The following is a 15,074-nucleotide window of genomic DNA, read 5'->3' on the forward strand; positions in this document are numbered from 1 at the left end:
GATCCGGAGGACTGCACCACCATGCGCGCCACCGTCATCCACGCCCCGCACGACATCCGCGTGGAGGAGGTGCCCGACGCCGCGATCCGGCGTCCCGAGGACGCCGTCGTCCGCGTACTGCGCGCCTGCATCTGCGGCAGCGACCTCTGGGCCTACCGCGGCGAGGCCGCGCGAGAGCCCGGACAGCGGATCGGCCACGAGTTCCTCGGCATCGTCGAGGAGACCGGCTCCGCCGTCACCGACCTGCGCGCCGGCGACCTCGTCGTCGCCCCCTTCATGTGGTCCGACGGCACCTGCCGGCACTGCGTCGAAGGCCTCCACACGTCCTGCGTGGACGGCGGCTTCTGGGGCTCGGTCGGTCACGACGGCGGCCAGGGCGAGGCCGTCCGCGTTCCGCACGCCGACGGCACCCTGGTCAAGCTGCCCGCCGACGCCGCCTCCGACGACCACCTGCTGACCGCCCTGCTGGCGCTGTCCGACGTCATGGGCACCGGCCACCACGCGGCGCTCGGCGCCGGCGTCCGCAAGGGCTCCACGGTCGCCGTCGTCGGTGACGGCGCGGTCGGCCTGTGCGGCGTCCTCGCCGCGAAGCGCCTCGGCGCCGACCGGATCATCGCGCTGGGCCGCCACACCGCCCGTACGGACATCGCCACGCTCTTCGGCGCCACCGACATCGTCGCCGAACGCGGCGAGGCCGCCGAGGCGGCCGTCCGCGAACTGACCGCCGGCGAGGGCGCGCACGCGGTCATCGAGGCCGTCGGCACCGAACAGTCCATGCGCACGGCCGTCAACATCACCCGCGACGGCGGATCCATCGGCTACGTCGGCGTCCCGCACGGCAGCGGCACCGGCCTGGACCTCGACGTGATGTTCGACCGCAACCTGACCCTGCGCGGCGGCGTCGCGCCGGTGCGCGCGTACATCCCGGAGCTGCTCGCGGACGTGCTCAGCGGCGCGATCGACCCCTCCCCGGTCTTCGACCGGGCGGTCTCCCTGGACGAGGTCCCGGACGGCTACCGCGCGATGGACGACCGCAGCGCGCTCAAGGTGCTCATCAAGCCGTAGGCATCACCGGGCGGTACGGAACGCAAGGGGCCGGTCGGGGAGTACCCCGACCGGCCCCTTCACGTGTCCGGCCCGCCCCACGCGTCACCTCACGCGCGCGTGGGCCACGCCTACGCCATGCCTACTTCACGGCGCGGAGCGCGTTCACCACGCCGGAGCCGTAGTAGCCGGTCTGGCCCCACTTGCTCTTGCAGGTGGTGGCGTCGATCAGCGCGCCGGCGCCGTCGTAGATCTTGTCCGGGCAGGCCTGCTTCGTGGCCTGGGCCTTCAGCAGCGCCTGGAGCTGCGACGGCGTGGCGGAGGGGTGCTTGCTCTTCAGCAGCGCCACGACGCCCGCGACGTGCGGGGCGGCCATCGAGGTGCCCTGCTTGTAGCCGTAGCCGCCGCCCGGAAGGGTCGACAGCACCCGGCCGTTGGCGTCCGGCGTGGCCGGCACCTGCCACTTGTCGCCACCGGGGCCCGCGACGTCGGCGACGCCCAGCCCGTAGCTGGAGTAGTACGACCGAAGGCCCTGGTCGCCGGTGGCGGTCACGGTGACCACGCCGGGGAGCTGGGTGGGAAGGTCGAGGCAGACCTTCGGGTCGATGGTGCGCGGCACGGCGGTGGTGTCGTTCGGGCTGGTGGTGTCCTCGATCGAGGGACCGGCCAGGTCGTGGTCGGAGTTGCCGGCCGAGGCCACGCTCAGGACACCCTTGCGCTCCGCGTACTTCGTCGCCCGCGCGATGGCCTCCACCAGCGCCTTCTGGTCGTCGTCCGACTTGCAGGTGTAGTTCCACGGGTCGACGTAGTAGCTGTTGTTGGTCACCTCGATCCCCTTCTCGGCGGCGAACATGAAGCCGCAGACGACGGCCTCGGTGTAGAAGAGGCTGGTCCCGGGCTCGCTCACCTTGATGGCGGCGACCTTCACGCCGGGCGCGACACCGCTGATGCCGATGTCGTTGCGCGCGGCGGCGATGGTGCCCGCGACGTGGGTGCCGTGGTCGCTGCCGTCGGCGTACGGACGCCAGGCGCCCTCGGTGGTGTCGGGGACACCGCCCACGCAGTTCGCGGACTGGCCCTTGGAGAAGTTCGGGGCGAGGTCCGGGTGGGTGTCGTCCACACCCGTGTCGATGACGCCGACCGTCACGTTGCGGCTGCCGTCGTTGATCTTGTGGGCCTCGTCGGCCTTGATCGCCCGCAGGTCCCACTGGTTCGACTCCAGGGGCTCCTGGCCCGCCGTGGCCTTCGCCGCCGCCTTCGCGGCGTCCGCCGCGCTCAGCCGCTGGGTGGCGCCCTCCTCGGTGGTCTGCACCGGGGACAGCGGGGCCGTCCGGGTGGCGCCGACCGACACGAACAGGCTGCGCTGGGCGCGCAGTTGCTTGGCGAAGTCGGGGTTCTGGGAGTGCGCGACGACGACCCCGATCTGCTCGTGCGAGGTCACCACCGTTCCGCCGGCCTTCTCGATGGCCTTCTTCGCCTGCTTCACCGTCCCGTACGCGGTCAGGTTCGCCACGTACGACAGCTTGGGGCCGGAGGTGTCGGGCTTGGCCGTCGCCACCGCGTCCGCCGTGTTGCCCAGCGGGGCGGCGGACGCCGCGACGGAGGGAAGGAGGGCGAGCGAGGCGGTGAGTGCCAGTCCGACCGGAACGGCGAGTGCGCGCCGCCGGTGACCGGTTCCCAGGTGAGCCATGGGTTCTCCACATCATCCTGAAAAAGGCCGTGCGGGCACGGTTGCGCCCGACGGGTTCATGACACAGGAACCTAGTGCTGTCGTTCGGTCTTGCGCCATCAGTTCGAGGAATCAGTTTCCAATGAATCAACTGGGGTTGAACCGTCTCGACACGCCGTCCGTGCCGTTGACAGGGGGGATCAGCGTCACCATCCCCCTCGCACGGATGTTGTTTCATCCGTCGTCCCCCCTGCACCCGCGTCACAAGGAGAGCCCCCCGTGACCCTCGAAGCAGCAGCCCCACCACCACCGCCCGGCGGCGCGGGGCCGCACCACCCGACCGGCCCCACCGCCGAAGAGTTCACGAGCGTCCAGAACAGCCCCGAGTTCGCCGAACTGCGCGGCTCCTACCGCTCGTTCGCCTTCCCGCTCACCGTGGCGTTCCTCGCCTGGTACCTGCTCTACGTGCTGCTGTCCAACTACGCGGGCGGCTTCATGGGGACCAGGCTCTTCGGGAACATCAACGTCGCCCTCGTCCTCGGCCTCGGCCAGTTCGCGACCACCTTCCTGATCGCCTGGCTGTACTCGCGGCACGCCGCCGCGAAGCTCGACCCCAAGGCCTCGGCCATCAAGGCGCGGATGGAGGCCGGGGAATGACCACGCCGTTCGACCCGGCGACGGCCCCGGCCCTCGCCGCCGGAGCCACCGAGCACCGGCCGCTGATCATCACCCTGTTCGGGCTGTTCGTCGTCGCCACCCTGATCATCACCGTCTGGGCCGGCCGTCAGACCAAGGACGCCGCCGACTTCTACGCGGGCGGACGCCAGTTCACCGGCTTCCAGAACGGCCTCGCGATCTCCGGCGACTACATGTCCGCCGCCTCCTTCCTCGGCATCGCCGGGGCCATCGCGCTCTTCGGCTACGACGGTTTCCTCTACTCCATCGGCTTCCTCGTCGCCTGGCTCGTGGCGCTGCTGCTCGTCGCCGAACCGCTGCGCAACTCCGGCCGCTACACGATGGGCGACGTCCTGGCCTTCCGCATGCGCCAGCGGCCCGTGCGCACCGCCGCGGGCACCTCCACCATCGTGGTCTCGATCTTCTACCTGCTCGCCCAGATGGCCGGCGCGGGCGTCCTCGTCTCCCTGCTCCTGGGCATCACCAGCGACGGCGGCAAGGTGGCCGTGGTCGCGCTGGTCGGCGTACTGATGATCGTCTACGTGACCATCGGCGGGATGAAGGGCACCACCTGGGTCCAGATGGTCAAGGCGGTGCTCCTCATCGCGGGCGCCCTGCTGATCACCCTCATGGTGCTGATCGAGTTCAACTTCAACGTCTCGGAGCTGCTGGGCAAGGCCGCCGAGAACAGCGGGCAGGGTGCCAAGTTCCTTGAGCCGGGGCTCAAGTACGGCAAGGACGCGACGACCAAGCTGGACTTCATCTCCCTCGGCCTCGCCCTCGTCCTGGGCACCGCCGGCCTGCCGCACATCCTGATCCGCTTCTACACCGTCCCCACGGCGCAGGCCGCCCGCAAGTCCGTGAACTGGGCCATCGGCATCATCGGCGCCTTCTACCTGATGACCATCGCCCTCGGCTTCGGCGCCGCCGCCCTGCTCAAGCGGGCCGACATCCTGGCCTCCAACAAGGCCGGCAACACCGCCGCCCCGCTGCTCGCCCAGGAGATCGGCGGCGGCGCCGACTCCACCGGCGGCGCGATCCTGCTCGCCGTGATCTCCGCGGTCGCCTTCGCCACCATCCTCGCCGTCGTCGCGGGCCTGACCCTGGCCTCCTCCTCGTCCTTCGCCCACGACATCTACGTGAACGTCATCCGCAAGGGCAAGGCCACCGAGAAGGAGGAGGTCCGCGCGGCCCGCTGGTCCACCGTGGTCATCGGAGCCGTCGCCATCGGCCTCGGCGCCCTCGCCCGCGACCTGAACGTCGCCGGCCTGGTCGCCCTCGCCTTCGCGGTCGCCGCCTCCGCCAACCTGCCGACGATCCTGTACAGCCTCTTCTGGAAGCGGTTCACCACCCAGGGCGCGCTGTGGTCCATCTACGGAGGCCTGGTCTCGGCCGTCGGCCTGGTGCTCTTCTCCCCGGTGGTCTCCGGCAAGCCCACCTCGATGTTCAAGGACGCCGACTTCTACTGGTTCCCGCTGGAGAATCCGGGGCTCATCTCCATCCCGCTCGGCTTCTTCCTGGGATGGCTGGGAACCGTCCTGTCCAAGGAGAAGGCCGACCCCGCCAAGTTCGCCGAGTTGGAAGTCCGCTCCCTGACCGGAACGGGCGCTGTCTGAGATCCACCGAACACTCAGCGTGGCCGCGTCGTACTTCCCTACGACGCGGCCGCGCCGTGTCTCGTTCATTCGGGCATCCCTGTACGGGAGGGCCGTCGCGTAGGCTCGAATACGGCGCATGCGCTCTCGTTCACCGCAGCGCGACCTCTACGACCGGACAGGGGAGGGGGCCCACAGTGCTTCTCGACACCTATGGCCGCGTGGCCACTGACCTGCGCGTCTCGCTCACCGACCGGTGCAATCTGCGCTGTACGTACTGCATGCCCGAGGAAGGCCTGCAGTGGCTCGGCAAGTCCGACCTGCTCAGCGACGAGGAGATCGTCCGGCTGATTCGGATCGCGGTGACCCGGCTCGGCATCACCGAGGTGCGTTTCACCGGAGGGGAACCGTTGCTGCGCCCCGGCCTGGTCGGGATCGTCGAACAGTGCGCGGCCCTGGAGCCCCGCCCCAGGATGTCCCTCACCACCAACGGCATCGGCCTCAAGCGGACCGCACAGGCGCTCAAGGCCGCCGGCCTCGACCGAGTGAACGTTTCGCTGGACACCCTGCGGCCCGAGGTCTTCAAGACCCTCACCCGCCGCGACCGGCACAAGGACGTCATCGAGGGCATGGCCGCCGCCCGCGCCGCCGGCCTGACCCCCGTCAAGGTCAACGCCGTGCTGATGCCCGGACTCAACGACGACGAGGCCCCCGACCTCCTCGCCTGGGCCGTGGAGAACGAGTACGAGCTCCGCTTCATCGAGCAGATGCCGCTCGACGCCCAGCACGGCTGGAAGCGCGACGGCATGATCACCGCGGGCGACATCCTCCAGTCCCTGCGCACCCGCTTCACCCTCACCGAGGAAGGCGCGGACGAACGCGGCTCCGCCCCGGCCGAACGCTGGGTCGTCGACGGCGGCCCGGCCACCGTCGGCGTCATCGCCTCGGTCACCCGACCCTTCTGCGGCGCCTGCGACCGCACCCGACTGACGGCCGACGGCCAGATCCGCACCTGCCTGTTCGCCACCGAGGAGTCCGACCTGCGGGCCGCGCTGCGCTCGGGCGCCCCGGACGAGGAGATCGCCCGCCTGTGGAAGGTGGCGATGTGGGGCAAGAAGGCCGGGTCCGGCCTCGACGACCCGACCTTCCTCCAGCCCGACCGCCCGATGTCCGCCATCGGCGGCTAGCACGCCCCTCCCGGCACGAAGAACCTCACCGCGGCCCCTCGAAGGCTCGGACCGGCTACCGCCGCTCCGAGCCTTCCGGCTGTACCCACTCGTCGAGCCTCACGACGTCCTTGAGGAAACCGCGGACCCCCAGGAACTGTGAGAGGTGCTCGCGGTGTTCCTCGCACGCCAGCCAGGTCTTCAGCCGCTCGGGCGTGTGGAGGGTCGGGTTGTTCCACGCCAGGACCCAGACCGCCGCGTCACGGCAGCCCTTGGCGGAGCAGGTGGGAGCGACGGCGGGTGTGTTGGTGTCCGTATCAGGGGAGTTCACGCCTCAACCCTACAAACGGAAGGGCGACGCCGAGCAGCCACGGGGGGAGCTGCCCGGCGTCGGTCCGTCGCTCCGACGGGGGATGCGGAGCGCGTAGGCAGTATGTCACGCAAGACCCGATGTGGTGCACTGGAACTTCATGATTGATCTGAGGTTTTCTTGAGGTTTCCGGGCTCCAGTGCGGGGAGCACAGGAGCCGGCATGAAGTGTGAGGGGAGGGACGGAGTCGACTCGCGGCCCGCGTTCGCGATGACCACCGCGACGTACGGCAGCAGCGCGCCCGCGACGAGCGTCACGATCGCCACGTGACGCTCCACGTTCCACAGGACCACCGTGGCGATGACCGACAGGGTCCTGATCACCATCGAGATGACGTACCTGCGTTGCCGGCCCCGCACGTCCTCGGCGAGACCCATCCGCGCCCCGGTGATCCGGAAGACCTCGGCCCCGTTCCGCTTCGTCCGCTGCACGTCTCCACCATCCGATCCACCCGCCGGACACGCCCGGGCCCGGAGGCTTCCACCGTACGCCGGTCCTCCGTCTGGGTGGAGAGCGGGTGCGCCTCGACGTCCCCTTGAGTGGCCCCCGAATGGCGTTGTCCGAAATGCGCTGTAGGCCGGTCGGGCCGAGACTGGGCGCACATGCGCACAACGCGCCAGGAGGAGGCTCGACATGGAATGGGTTTGGGCGATCATCGTCGGTTTTGTGCTGGGCCTGATTGCCCGGGCCATCCTGCCGGGCAAGCAGCACCAGCCACTCTGGCTGACCACCATCTTCGGCATCCTCGGAGCGCTCCTCGGCAACGCCGTCTCCCGGTGGATCGGCGTCGAGGACACCAAGGGCATCGACTGGATCCGCCATCTGCTGCAGCTCGCCGGAGCGGTCCTGATCGTCGGCCTGGGCGACATGCTCTACCTGGCCATCCGGGGCAACAAGCGGCAGACGACCTGAACCCCGTCGACCCGGTCCACCGGGTCGACGCGAAGGGGCCGGCCCGGACCACGCGTCCGAACCGGCCCCTTCGTCATGCCGTCACCGGGTCACCCCGCGCGAACGGCTCAGCCCGTGACCTCGACCGCGGCCAGGTTCTTCTTGCCGCGGCGCAGCACCAGCCAGCGCCCGTGCAGGAGGTCGGCCGCGGCGGGGACCGCGTCCTCGGCGGTGACCTTCACGTTGTTCACGTAGGCACCGCCCTCCTTCACGGTCCGGCGCGCGGCCGACTTGCTGGCGACCAGGCCCGTCTCGGCGAGGAGGTCCACGACCAGCCCCGCCTCGGCGACCCGCGCCCGCGGCAGCTCCGACAGGGCCGCGGCCAGCGTGGCCTCGTCCAGCTCCGTCAGCTCACCCTGACCGAACAGCGCCTTCGACGCGGCGATCACGGCCGCGCACTGGTCGGCGCCGTGCACCAGCGTGGTCAGCTCCTCCGCGAGCGCCCGCTGCGCGGCGCGCGCCTGCGGCCGCTCGGCGGTCTGCGCCTCCAGCTCCTCCAGTTCCTCGCGGGACCGGAAGGACAGGATGCGCATGTAGGTCGAGATGTCCCGGTCGTCCACGTTCAGCCAGAACTGGTAGAACGCGTACGGCGTGGTCATCTCCGGGTCGAGCCAGACGGCGCCGCTCTCGGACTTGCCGAACTTGGTGCCGTCCGCCTTGACCATCAGCGGGGTCGCCATGGCGTGGACGTGCGCGTCCGGCTCCAGGCGGTGGATCAGGTCGAGACCGGCCGTCAGGTTGCCCCACTGGTCCGAGCCGCCCTGCTGGAGCGTGCAGCCGTAACGGCGGTACAGCTCCAGGAAGTCCATGCCCTGGAGCAGCTGGTAGCTGAACTCCGTGTAGCTGATGCCCTGGTCGGACTCCAGCCGGCGGGCCACCGAGTCCTTCGTCAGCATCTTGTTGACGCGGAAGTGCTTGCCGATGTCCCGCAGGAACTCGATGGCGGACAGGCCCGCCGTCCAGTCCAGGTTGTTCACCATGACCGCGGCGTTCTCGCCCTCGAAGGACAGGAACGGCTCGATCTGCGCACGCAGCCGGCTCACCCAGTTCGCGACCGTGTCCGGGTCGTTCAGGGTGCGCTCGGCCGTCGGGCGCGGGTCGCCGATCTGGCCCGTGGCCCCGCCGACCAGAGCCAGCGGACGGTGCCCGGCCTGCTGGAGCCGACGCACGGTGAGCACCTGCACCAGGTGTCCCACGTGCAGCGAGGCCGCGGTCGGGTCGAAACCGCAATAGAACGTGACGGGACCGTCCGCGAAGGCCTTGCGCAGCGCTTCTTCATCGGTGGACAGCGAGAACAGCCCGCGCCACTTCAGTTCGTCGACGATGTCCGTCACGGTTGTGACTCTCCTTGAGCGAGATGAAACAGCGAGATGAAACAGGGTGCTGAGAGGTTCCCCGCCAGTCTAGGCGGGCAGGGAACCTCCCCCCGACTCCCCGACCGGCTCAGACGCCCTTGCTGACCGAGCTCATGTTGAAGTCCGGGATCCGCAGCGCCGGCATCGCGGCCCGGGTGAACCAGTCGCTCCACTCGCGCGGCAGGGTCTGCTCGGTCCGGCCCGCCTCGGAGGCCCGCGACAGCAGGTCCACCGGGGACTCGTTGAAGCGGAAGTTGTTGACCTCCCCGACGACCTGACCGTTCTCCACCAGGTACACGCCGTCCCGGGTCAGGCCCGTGAGCAGCAGAGTCGCCGGGTCCACCTCGCGGATGTACCAGAGGCAGGTCAGCAGCAGACCGCGCTCGGTCGCGGCGACCATCTCCTCCAGCGAGCGGTCGCCGCCGCCGTCGAGGATCAGGTTCCCGAAGCCGGGCGAGACCGGCTGCCCGGTCAGCTCCGCGCTGTGCCGGGTCGTCGTCAGCCGGGCCAGCTCGCCCCCGCTGATCCACTCCGTCGCCGGGACGGCCAGGCCGTTGTCGAAGACGGAGGCGTCGTCGCCCGAGCTGTGCGCGATCACGAACGGCGCCGACTCCAGACCCGGCGCGTTCGGGTCACTGCGCAGGGTCAGCGGCAGCTCGGACAGCTTCTCGCCGAGCCTGGTCCCGCCGCCGGGCTTGGAGAAGACCGTCCGGCCCTCCACCGCGTCCCGCGCCGACGCCGACCACATCTGGTAGATCATCAGGTCGGCGACCGCCGTCGGCGGCAGCAGCGTCTCGTACCGCCCGGCGGGCAGCTCGATCTTCCGCTCCGCCCAACCGAGGCGCACCGCGAGCTCCGCGTCCAGGACGGTGGGGTCCACGTCCGTGAAGTCCCGGGTGGAGCGGCCCGCCCACGCCGACCGCAGCCGGTCGGGGGACTTCGCGTTGAGCTCCAGGGTGCCGTTGGGCTGGTCGTGCCGCAGCCGCAGCCCCGCGGACGTGCCGATGTACGTGGAGACCAGCTCGTGGTTGGCGAAACCGTACAGCTCGCGCCCGCCCGCACGGGCCCGGGCGAAGGCCTCGCCGAGCGCCGGGGCGAACCGCTCGAACACCGCCGAGGAGGTCTCGGCGGGGCCCTCGGTGAAGTCCGTCGAGGCCGGGACCCCGGTCACCAGGGGCTGCGCGTCCTCGGCCGAGGCGCCGGCCCGAGCGGCCTCCTCGGCGGCCCGGACCAGCGGCTCCAGATCGGCGGCGGTGACGGCGGAGCGCGACACGACCCCCGAGGCCGTGCCCTCCTTGCCGTCGACCGTCGCGATGACCGTCAGGGTGCGGCCCCGGGTGACGCCGTTCGTGGTGAGCGCGTTGCCCGCCCAGCGCAGGTTGGCGCTCGACTCCTCGTCCGCGATGACGACGCAGCCGTCCGCCGTGGACAGCTCCAGCGCGCGCTCGACGATCTCGTGCGGCTTCGTGCGGCTCATCGGCCGGCCTCCTGCGTGGTGTTCAGACGGTGCCGTCCCGGGGGGCGACCCCCGGACCCCCGGCGGATCGCGTGGTGATCGTGCGCGGTCATCGGCCGGCCTCCTGCGTGGTGTTCAGGATGTTCACGTCGCGGAACAGCGCGGACGGGCAGCCGTGCGAGACCGCGGCGACCTGGCCCGGCTGGGCCTTGCCGCAGTTGAAGGCGCCGCCCAGGACGTAGGTCTGCGGGCCGCCGACCTTCTCCATCGAGCCCCAGAAGTCGGTGGTCGTCGCCTGGTACGCGACGTCGCGCAACTGCCCCGCCAGCCGGCCGTTCTCGATCCGGAAGAAGCGCTGCCCGGTGAACTGGAAGTTGTGGCGCTGCATGTCGATCGACCAGGAACGGTCGCCGACCACGTAGATCCCGCGCTCCACCCCGCCGATCAGGTCCTCGGTCGACAGACCGCCCGGGTCCGGCCGGAGCGAGACGTTCGCCATCCGCTGCACCGGGACGTGCCCGGGGGAGTCGGCGTACGCGCAACCGTTGGAGCGGCCGAGGCCCGTCAGCTTCGCGATCCGCCGGTCGAGCTGGTATCCGGCCAGGGTGCCGTCCTTGACCAGGTCCCAGCTCTGCGCCTCGACGCCCTCGTCGTCGTAGCCGATGGTGGCCAGTCCGTGCTCGGCGGTGCGGTCACCGGTCACGTTCATGATCGAGGAGCCGTACTTGAGCGTGCCGAGCTGGTCGAAGGTGGCGAAGGAGGTCCCCGCGTACGCGGCCTCGTATCCCAGCGCCCGGTCCAACTCGGTGGCGTGCCCGATGGACTCGTGGATGGTCAGCCACAGGTTGGACGGGTCCACGACCAGGTCGTAGCGCCCGGCGCGCACGCTCGGTGCCCGCATCTTCTCGGCGAGCAGGTCGGGGATCCCCTCCAGCTCCGCGTTCCAGTCCCAGCCGGTACCGGTCAGGTACTCCCAGCCGCGGCCGGCGGGCGGGGCGATGGTGCGCATCGAGTCGAACCCGCCGGTGGCCGCGTCGACGGCGACCGCGGTGAGCTGCGGGTGGATCCGTACGCGCTGCTGGGTGGTGACGGTGCCCGCCGTGTCCGCGTAGAACTTGTTCTCGTGGACGGCGAGCAGCGAGGCGTCCACGTGGGCCACCCCGTCCGCCGCGAGCAGGCGCGCGCTCCAGTCGGCGAGCAGCGCCGACTTCTCCGCGTCCGGCACCTCGAACGGGTTCACGTCGTAGGCGGAGATCCACGTCTTGTCGGCGTGGACCGGCTCGTCGGCGAGCTCGACGCGCTCGTCCGAACCGGCGGCCTTGATCACCCGCGCCGACAGCTTCGCCATGGCCACGGCCTGCGAGGCCACCTTGGCGGCGCCGTCCATGGTCAGGTCCACACCGGAGGCGAACCCCCAGCTGCCCCCGTGCACCACCCGGACCGCGTAGCCGAGGTCCGTGGAGTCGGATCCGCCCGATGGTTTGGCGTCCCGCAGCCGCCAGGAGGCGCTGCGCACGCGCTCCAGCCGGAAGTCGGCATGGTCGGAGCCCAGCGCGCGGGCCCGGGCGAGCGCCGCGTCGGCGAGCGCCCGCAAGGGCAGCGCGGTGAAGGCCGCGTCGATGGAATGGGGCACGGAATTCCTCCCGGGGTCGGGGCCGGTCGCCCCGATCATGTCGCGCTCGGGGCTCGTGTGCCTACATCTTTCTGTAGGGACTCGACAGAGCCCGCCGCAAGGCCCTGTCGGGGCCCGATTCTCCGTAAGGACGATGCGACCTATAGGTTTTTGGTACTCAGACAGCTAGCGAAAGGGTGATCCGTTGAGCCGCTCGGTTCTCGTCACCGGAGGTAACCGGGGCATCGGCCTCGCCATCGCCCGAGCCTTCGCGGAGGCCGGCGACAAGGTCGCGATCACATACCGCTCCGGCGAGCCGCCGGAGGCGCTCACCTCGCTCGGCGTCCTGGCGGTCCGGTGCGACATCACGGACTCCGAGCAGGTGGAGCAGGCCTACAAGGCGATCGAGGACAAGCACGGCGCCGTCGAGGTGCTGGTGGCCAACGCCGGCATCACCAAGGACACGTTGCTGATGCGGATGTCCGAGGAGGACTTCGCGTCGGTCGTCGACACCAACCTCATCGGTACCTTCCGGGTGGTCAAGCGCGCGAACCGGGGCATGCTGCGGGCCAAGAAGGGCCGCGTCGTCCTGATCTCCTCGGTCGTCGGCCTCATGGGCTCGCCCGGCCAGGCCAACTACGCCGCCTCCAAGGCCGCGCTGGTCGGCTTCGCCCGCTCGCTCGCCCGTGAGCTGGGCTCCCGCAACATCACCTTCAACGTCGTCGCCCCCGGCTTCGTGGACACCGACATGACGAAGGTGCTCACCGACGAGCAGCGCGCCGGCATCGTCGGGCAGGTGCCCCTCGGCCGCTACGCGCAGCCCGAGGAGATCGCGGCGGCCGTGAGCTTCCTGGCGTCCGACGACGCCGCGTACATCACTGGAGCCGTCATTCCCGTTGACGGCGGATTGGGCATGGGTCACTGATCACATGAGCGGAATTCTCGACGGCAAGCGCATCCTCATCACCGGGGTGCTGATGGAGTCCTCCATCGCCTTCCACGCCGCCAAGCTGGCCCAGGAGCAGGGCGCCGAGGTCATCCTGACCGCGTGGCCCCGCCCGTCGCTGACCGAGCGCATCGCCAAGAAGCTGCCGAAGCCGGTCAAGGTGATCGAGCTCGACGTCACCAACCAGGAGCACCTGGACCGCCTCGAGGGTCTCGTCCGCGACGAGCTGGGCGGCCTCGACGGCGTCCTCCACTCGATCGGATTCGCCCCGCAGGACGCCCTCGGCGGCAACTTCCTGAACACGCCGTTCGAGTCGGTCGCCACCGCCATGCACGTGTCGGCGTTCTCGCTGAAGTCCCTCGCCATGGCCTGCAAGCCGCTGTTCCCGGCGGAGGGCGCGGCCATCGTCGGCCTCACCTTCGACGCGCAGTTCGCCTGGCCGCAGTACGACTGGATGGGCCCGGCCAAGGCCGCCCTGGAGGCCACCAGCCGCTACCTCGCCCGTGACCTGGGCAAGGAGAACATCCGCTGCAACCTGGTCTCGGCCGGTCCGCTCGGCTCGATGGCCGCGAAGTCCATCCCGGGCTTCTCGGACCTGGCGGACGTCTGGAACTCCCGCTCCATGCTGGAGTGGGACATGAGCGACCCGGAGCCGACCGGCAAGGCCATCGTCGCCCTGCTGTCCGACTGGTTCCCGAAGACCACGGGCGAGATCGTCCACGTGGACGGCGGCCTGCACGCGATGGGCGCCTGACCCTCGGGTCCGTGCTCCGCTACGTCCGTACGGCGGTGGCCGCGCCTCCCTTCCGGGAGGCGCGGCCACCGCCGTTTCGGCCTGTGGGGGCGGGGGTTCACCCGGTCCGTTCGATCGGATGTGCGTGCTCCGGCCGGATCTTCCCGAGTCGTAAACAGGGACAAATACCTGCAAACTGACCGAGCCGGGATCTTCCCGGCTTCCTCGGGGAGGAGGTACGGGCGTGTACGCGAGGCCGAGCCGAGCGGTATCGCTCCTGGTCACCTCGGTTGCCCTGGCCGGCCTCCTGATCCCGGGAGCCGTCGCGCAGCCCGGGGACGGCGAACCGGCGCCCGGCCCGGAGGCCATGGCCCCGGTCGTGGTCGACCCGGCCGAGATCCCCGCCGAGCCACCCGTACAGCCCGCCCGGCCCACCTCCGGAGACCTCTTCGGCGCCGACTGCGACATCGAGATCGACGGCTCGTTGGTGACGGCGCACTGCCACAACGGCTACCCCGAGACCGACCTGATCCGCCTGCACGTGGAGTGCGACCGCTGGTGGGACGTGGACGGGGACGGCTCCGCCGTCGCCGTGGGCCCGGCCGGCCGCGTCGAACTCACCAGCCGCTGCTGGAAAGAGGTCCGTACGGCATGGGTCAGCCACGAGCGGCCCGGCCGACGGGACGCCGACCGGCTCCGCTGAGCAGCCCGACCCGGCCGGGCCCGCCACCCCTTCGGACTCAGGCGGCGCCCCGGTGAATCCGGGAGGGACGGCCCTCAGGCCCCGCCGAGGCAGACGAACGGGTACCCCGCCGCCTCCGACGCGGCCGTGTCACCGTCCCCGCGCCGGATCGCCTCGATCAGCCGGGCGTGGTCCAGGTGCGCCGAGGGGCGCAGTTCCGTTCCCACGTCCGCGCGCAGCCAGTCCGCCACCAGGTCCCCGAGGTCGGCGTACAGCTCGATCAGCACCTCGTTGTGCGAGGCCGTCACCACCGCCATGTGCAGGCTCACGTCCGCCGCGACGAACAGCTCCGCGTCCCCGCTCGCCCAGGCCTCCTCGCGTCGCGCCAGCAGCGCGTCCAGTTGGGTCAGGTCCCGCTCGGTCCGGCGCTCCGCCGCCAGTCGTGCGGCGGAGGACTCCAGGGTCGAGCGCAACTCGGCGATGTGCCGCGGGTCGGCGCCGGCGAAGCGCCGGTGCATCACCCCGGCGAGTTCGCTGGTCGCCAGGACGTAGGTGCCCGAGCCCTGGCGGATGTCGAGCAGCCCGTTGTGCGCGAGGGCCCGGACGGCCTCGCGCACCGTGTTGCGGGCGACGCCCAACAGCTCCACCAGCTCGGGCTCGGTGGGGATGCGGGAGCCCACGGGCCATTCACCTGAGGTGATCTGGTTCCTGAGCTGGGCGATCACCTGGTCGACGAGCGCGGATCGCCGGGGCGATGTCAGCGGCATGCGGGCGGTGTCCTCTCCGGGTGTGAACGCGGAACGGGGGGTGGACAACCAAT

At 70.7% G+C, this 15,074-nt stretch carries 15 protein-coding genes; 8 read left to right on the plus strand and 7 right to left on the minus strand.

Features of this window, described 5'->3' with window-relative positions; all coding sequences use genetic code 11:
* The first annotated feature begins 21 nt into the window (after positions 1-21).
* The gene (locus ADK55_RS14115) at positions 22-1,065 is read left to right on the plus strand and encodes a zinc-dependent alcohol dehydrogenase family protein (RefSeq protein ID WP_053678621.1); all 1,044 of its coding nucleotides are present in this window, start codon (positions 22-24) and stop codon (positions 1,063-1,065) included.
* A 121-nt stretch (positions 1,066-1,186) separates the two neighbouring features.
* Here ADK55_RS14115 and ADK55_RS14120 read toward each other — a convergent pair whose 3' ends face one another.
* Entirely contained in the window at positions 1,187-2,734 is a 1,548-nt protein-coding gene (locus tag ADK55_RS14120; RefSeq protein WP_053678623.1) for a S8 family peptidase, read from the minus strand.
* 258 nt (positions 2,735-2,992) lie between these two features.
* Between ADK55_RS14120 and ADK55_RS14125 the strand changes: the two genes are divergently transcribed.
* The 3 genes from ADK55_RS14125 to moaA all read left to right on the plus strand — a co-directional run bounded on the left by ADK55_RS14125 (position 2,993) and on the right by moaA (position 6,170).
* A complete protein-coding gene (locus ADK55_RS14125; protein WP_053678624.1) occupies positions 2,993-3,370 on the plus strand; it encodes a DUF485 domain-containing protein in 378 nt (125 codons plus the stop codon).
* Entirely contained in the window at positions 3,367-5,004 is a 1,638-nt protein-coding gene (locus tag ADK55_RS14130; protein ID WP_053678626.1) for a cation acetate symporter, read from the plus strand. The genes ADK55_RS14125 and ADK55_RS14130 overlap by 4 nt, the downstream gene beginning before the upstream one ends.
* 176 nt (positions 5,005-5,180) lie before the next feature.
* Positions 5,181-6,170 (plus strand): GTP 3',8-cyclase MoaA, encoded by a 990-nt coding sequence (gene moaA / locus ADK55_RS14135; protein WP_053678629.1) that lies wholly within the window; start codon positions 5,181-5,183, stop codon positions 6,168-6,170.
* Between the two features lie 55 nt (positions 6,171-6,225).
* Here the strand turns inward: moaA and ADK55_RS14140 are convergent, their stop codons facing one another.
* A complete protein-coding gene (locus tag ADK55_RS14140) occupies positions 6,226-6,480 on the minus strand; it encodes a hypothetical protein (protein WP_053678631.1) in 255 nt (84 codons plus the stop codon).
* A 137-nt stretch (positions 6,481-6,617) separates the two neighbouring features.
* Positions 6,618-6,896 (minus strand): DUF3099 domain-containing protein, encoded by a 279-nt coding sequence (locus ADK55_RS14145; RefSeq protein WP_234350039.1) that lies wholly within the window; start codon positions 6,894-6,896, stop codon positions 6,618-6,620.
* Between the two features lie 256 nt (positions 6,897-7,152).
* On the opposite strand from ADK55_RS14145, the gene ADK55_RS14150 reads away from it, so the two are divergent.
* Complete coding sequence (locus ADK55_RS14150) at positions 7,153-7,431, plus strand: GlsB/YeaQ/YmgE family stress response membrane protein (protein ID WP_053678635.1); 279 nt, start codon at positions 7,153-7,155, stop codon at positions 7,429-7,431.
* Positions 7,432-7,538: 107 nt separating this feature from the next.
* On the opposite strand, the gene tyrS is transcribed toward ADK55_RS14150, so the two are convergent.
* The 3 genes from tyrS to ADK55_RS14165 form a co-directional block, all read right to left on the minus strand.
* The gene (gene tyrS, locus ADK55_RS14155; RefSeq protein WP_053678638.1) at positions 7,539-8,804 is read right to left on the minus strand and encodes a tyrosine--tRNA ligase; all 1,266 of its coding nucleotides are present in this window, start codon (positions 8,802-8,804) and stop codon (positions 7,539-7,541) included.
* A 109-nt stretch (positions 8,805-8,913) separates the two neighbouring features.
* Positions 8,914-10,302 (minus strand): metallopeptidase TldD-related protein, encoded by a 1,389-nt coding sequence (locus ADK55_RS14160; RefSeq protein WP_053678640.1) that lies wholly within the window; start codon positions 10,300-10,302, stop codon positions 8,914-8,916.
* Between the two features lie 88 nt (positions 10,303-10,390).
* Entirely contained in the window at positions 10,391-11,914 is a 1,524-nt protein-coding gene (locus ADK55_RS14165; protein ID WP_053678684.1) for a TldD/PmbA family protein, read from the minus strand.
* A 184-nt stretch (positions 11,915-12,098) separates the two neighbouring features.
* Here ADK55_RS14165 and fabG point away from each other — a divergent pair, with 184 nt between their 5' ends.
* The 3 genes from fabG (at position 12,099) to ADK55_RS14180 (ending at position 14,275) form a co-directional block, all read left to right on the plus strand.
* Positions 12,099-12,818 (plus strand): 3-oxoacyl-[acyl-carrier-protein] reductase, encoded by a 720-nt coding sequence (gene fabG, locus ADK55_RS14170; RefSeq protein WP_053678641.1) that lies wholly within the window; start codon positions 12,099-12,101, stop codon positions 12,816-12,818.
* Between the two features lie 4 nt (positions 12,819-12,822).
* Complete coding sequence (gene fabI, locus ADK55_RS14175) at positions 12,823-13,593, plus strand: enoyl-ACP reductase FabI (RefSeq protein ID WP_053678642.1); 771 nt, start codon at positions 12,823-12,825, stop codon at positions 13,591-13,593.
* Between the two features lie 223 nt (positions 13,594-13,816).
* A complete protein-coding gene (locus ADK55_RS14180; protein ID WP_078998906.1) occupies positions 13,817-14,275 on the plus strand; it encodes a cell envelope integrity protein TolA in 459 nt (152 codons plus the stop codon).
* 74 nt (positions 14,276-14,349) lie between these two features.
* Here the strand turns inward: ADK55_RS14180 and ADK55_RS14185 are convergent, their stop codons facing one another.
* Complete coding sequence (locus tag ADK55_RS14185; protein WP_053678643.1) at positions 14,350-15,021, minus strand: FadR/GntR family transcriptional regulator; 672 nt, start codon at positions 15,019-15,021, stop codon at positions 14,350-14,352.
* Positions 15,022-15,074: the final 53 nt, after the last annotated feature.

Source organism: Streptomyces sp. WM4235 (assembly GCF_001279725.1).
In the GTDB taxonomy this organism is placed as follows: domain Bacteria; phylum Actinomycetota; class Actinomycetes; order Streptomycetales; family Streptomycetaceae; genus Streptomyces.

Excerpts from the sequence above, each read along its gene's own strand:
- ADK55_RS14160 (WP_053678640.1), bottom strand. The coding sequence starts at position 10,302 with ATGAGCCGCACGAAGCCGCACGAGATCGTCGAGCGCGCGCTGGAGCTG.
- ADK55_RS14130 (WP_053678626.1), top strand. The coding sequence starts at position 3,367 with ATGACCACGCCGTTCGACCCGGCGACGGCCCCGGCCCTCGCCGCCGGA.
- ADK55_RS14120 (WP_053678623.1), bottom strand. The coding sequence starts at position 2,734 with ATGGCTCACCTGGGAACCGGTCACCGGCGGCGCGCACTCGCCGTTCCG.
- ADK55_RS14145 (WP_234350039.1), bottom strand. The coding sequence starts at position 6,896 with ATGGGTCTCGCCGAGGACGTGCGGGGCCGGCAACGCAGGTACGTCATC.
- ADK55_RS14150 (WP_053678635.1), top strand. The coding sequence starts at position 7,153 with ATGGAATGGGTTTGGGCGATCATCGTCGGTTTTGTGCTGGGCCTGATT.
- ADK55_RS14115 (WP_053678621.1), top strand. The coding sequence starts at position 22 with ATGCGCGCCACCGTCATCCACGCCCCGCACGACATCCGCGTGGAGGAG.
- ADK55_RS14185 (WP_053678643.1), bottom strand. The coding sequence starts at position 15,021 with ATGCCGCTGACATCGCCCCGGCGATCCGCGCTCGTCGACCAGGTGATC.
- fabI (WP_053678642.1), top strand. The coding sequence starts at position 12,823 with ATGAGCGGAATTCTCGACGGCAAGCGCATCCTCATCACCGGGGTGCTG.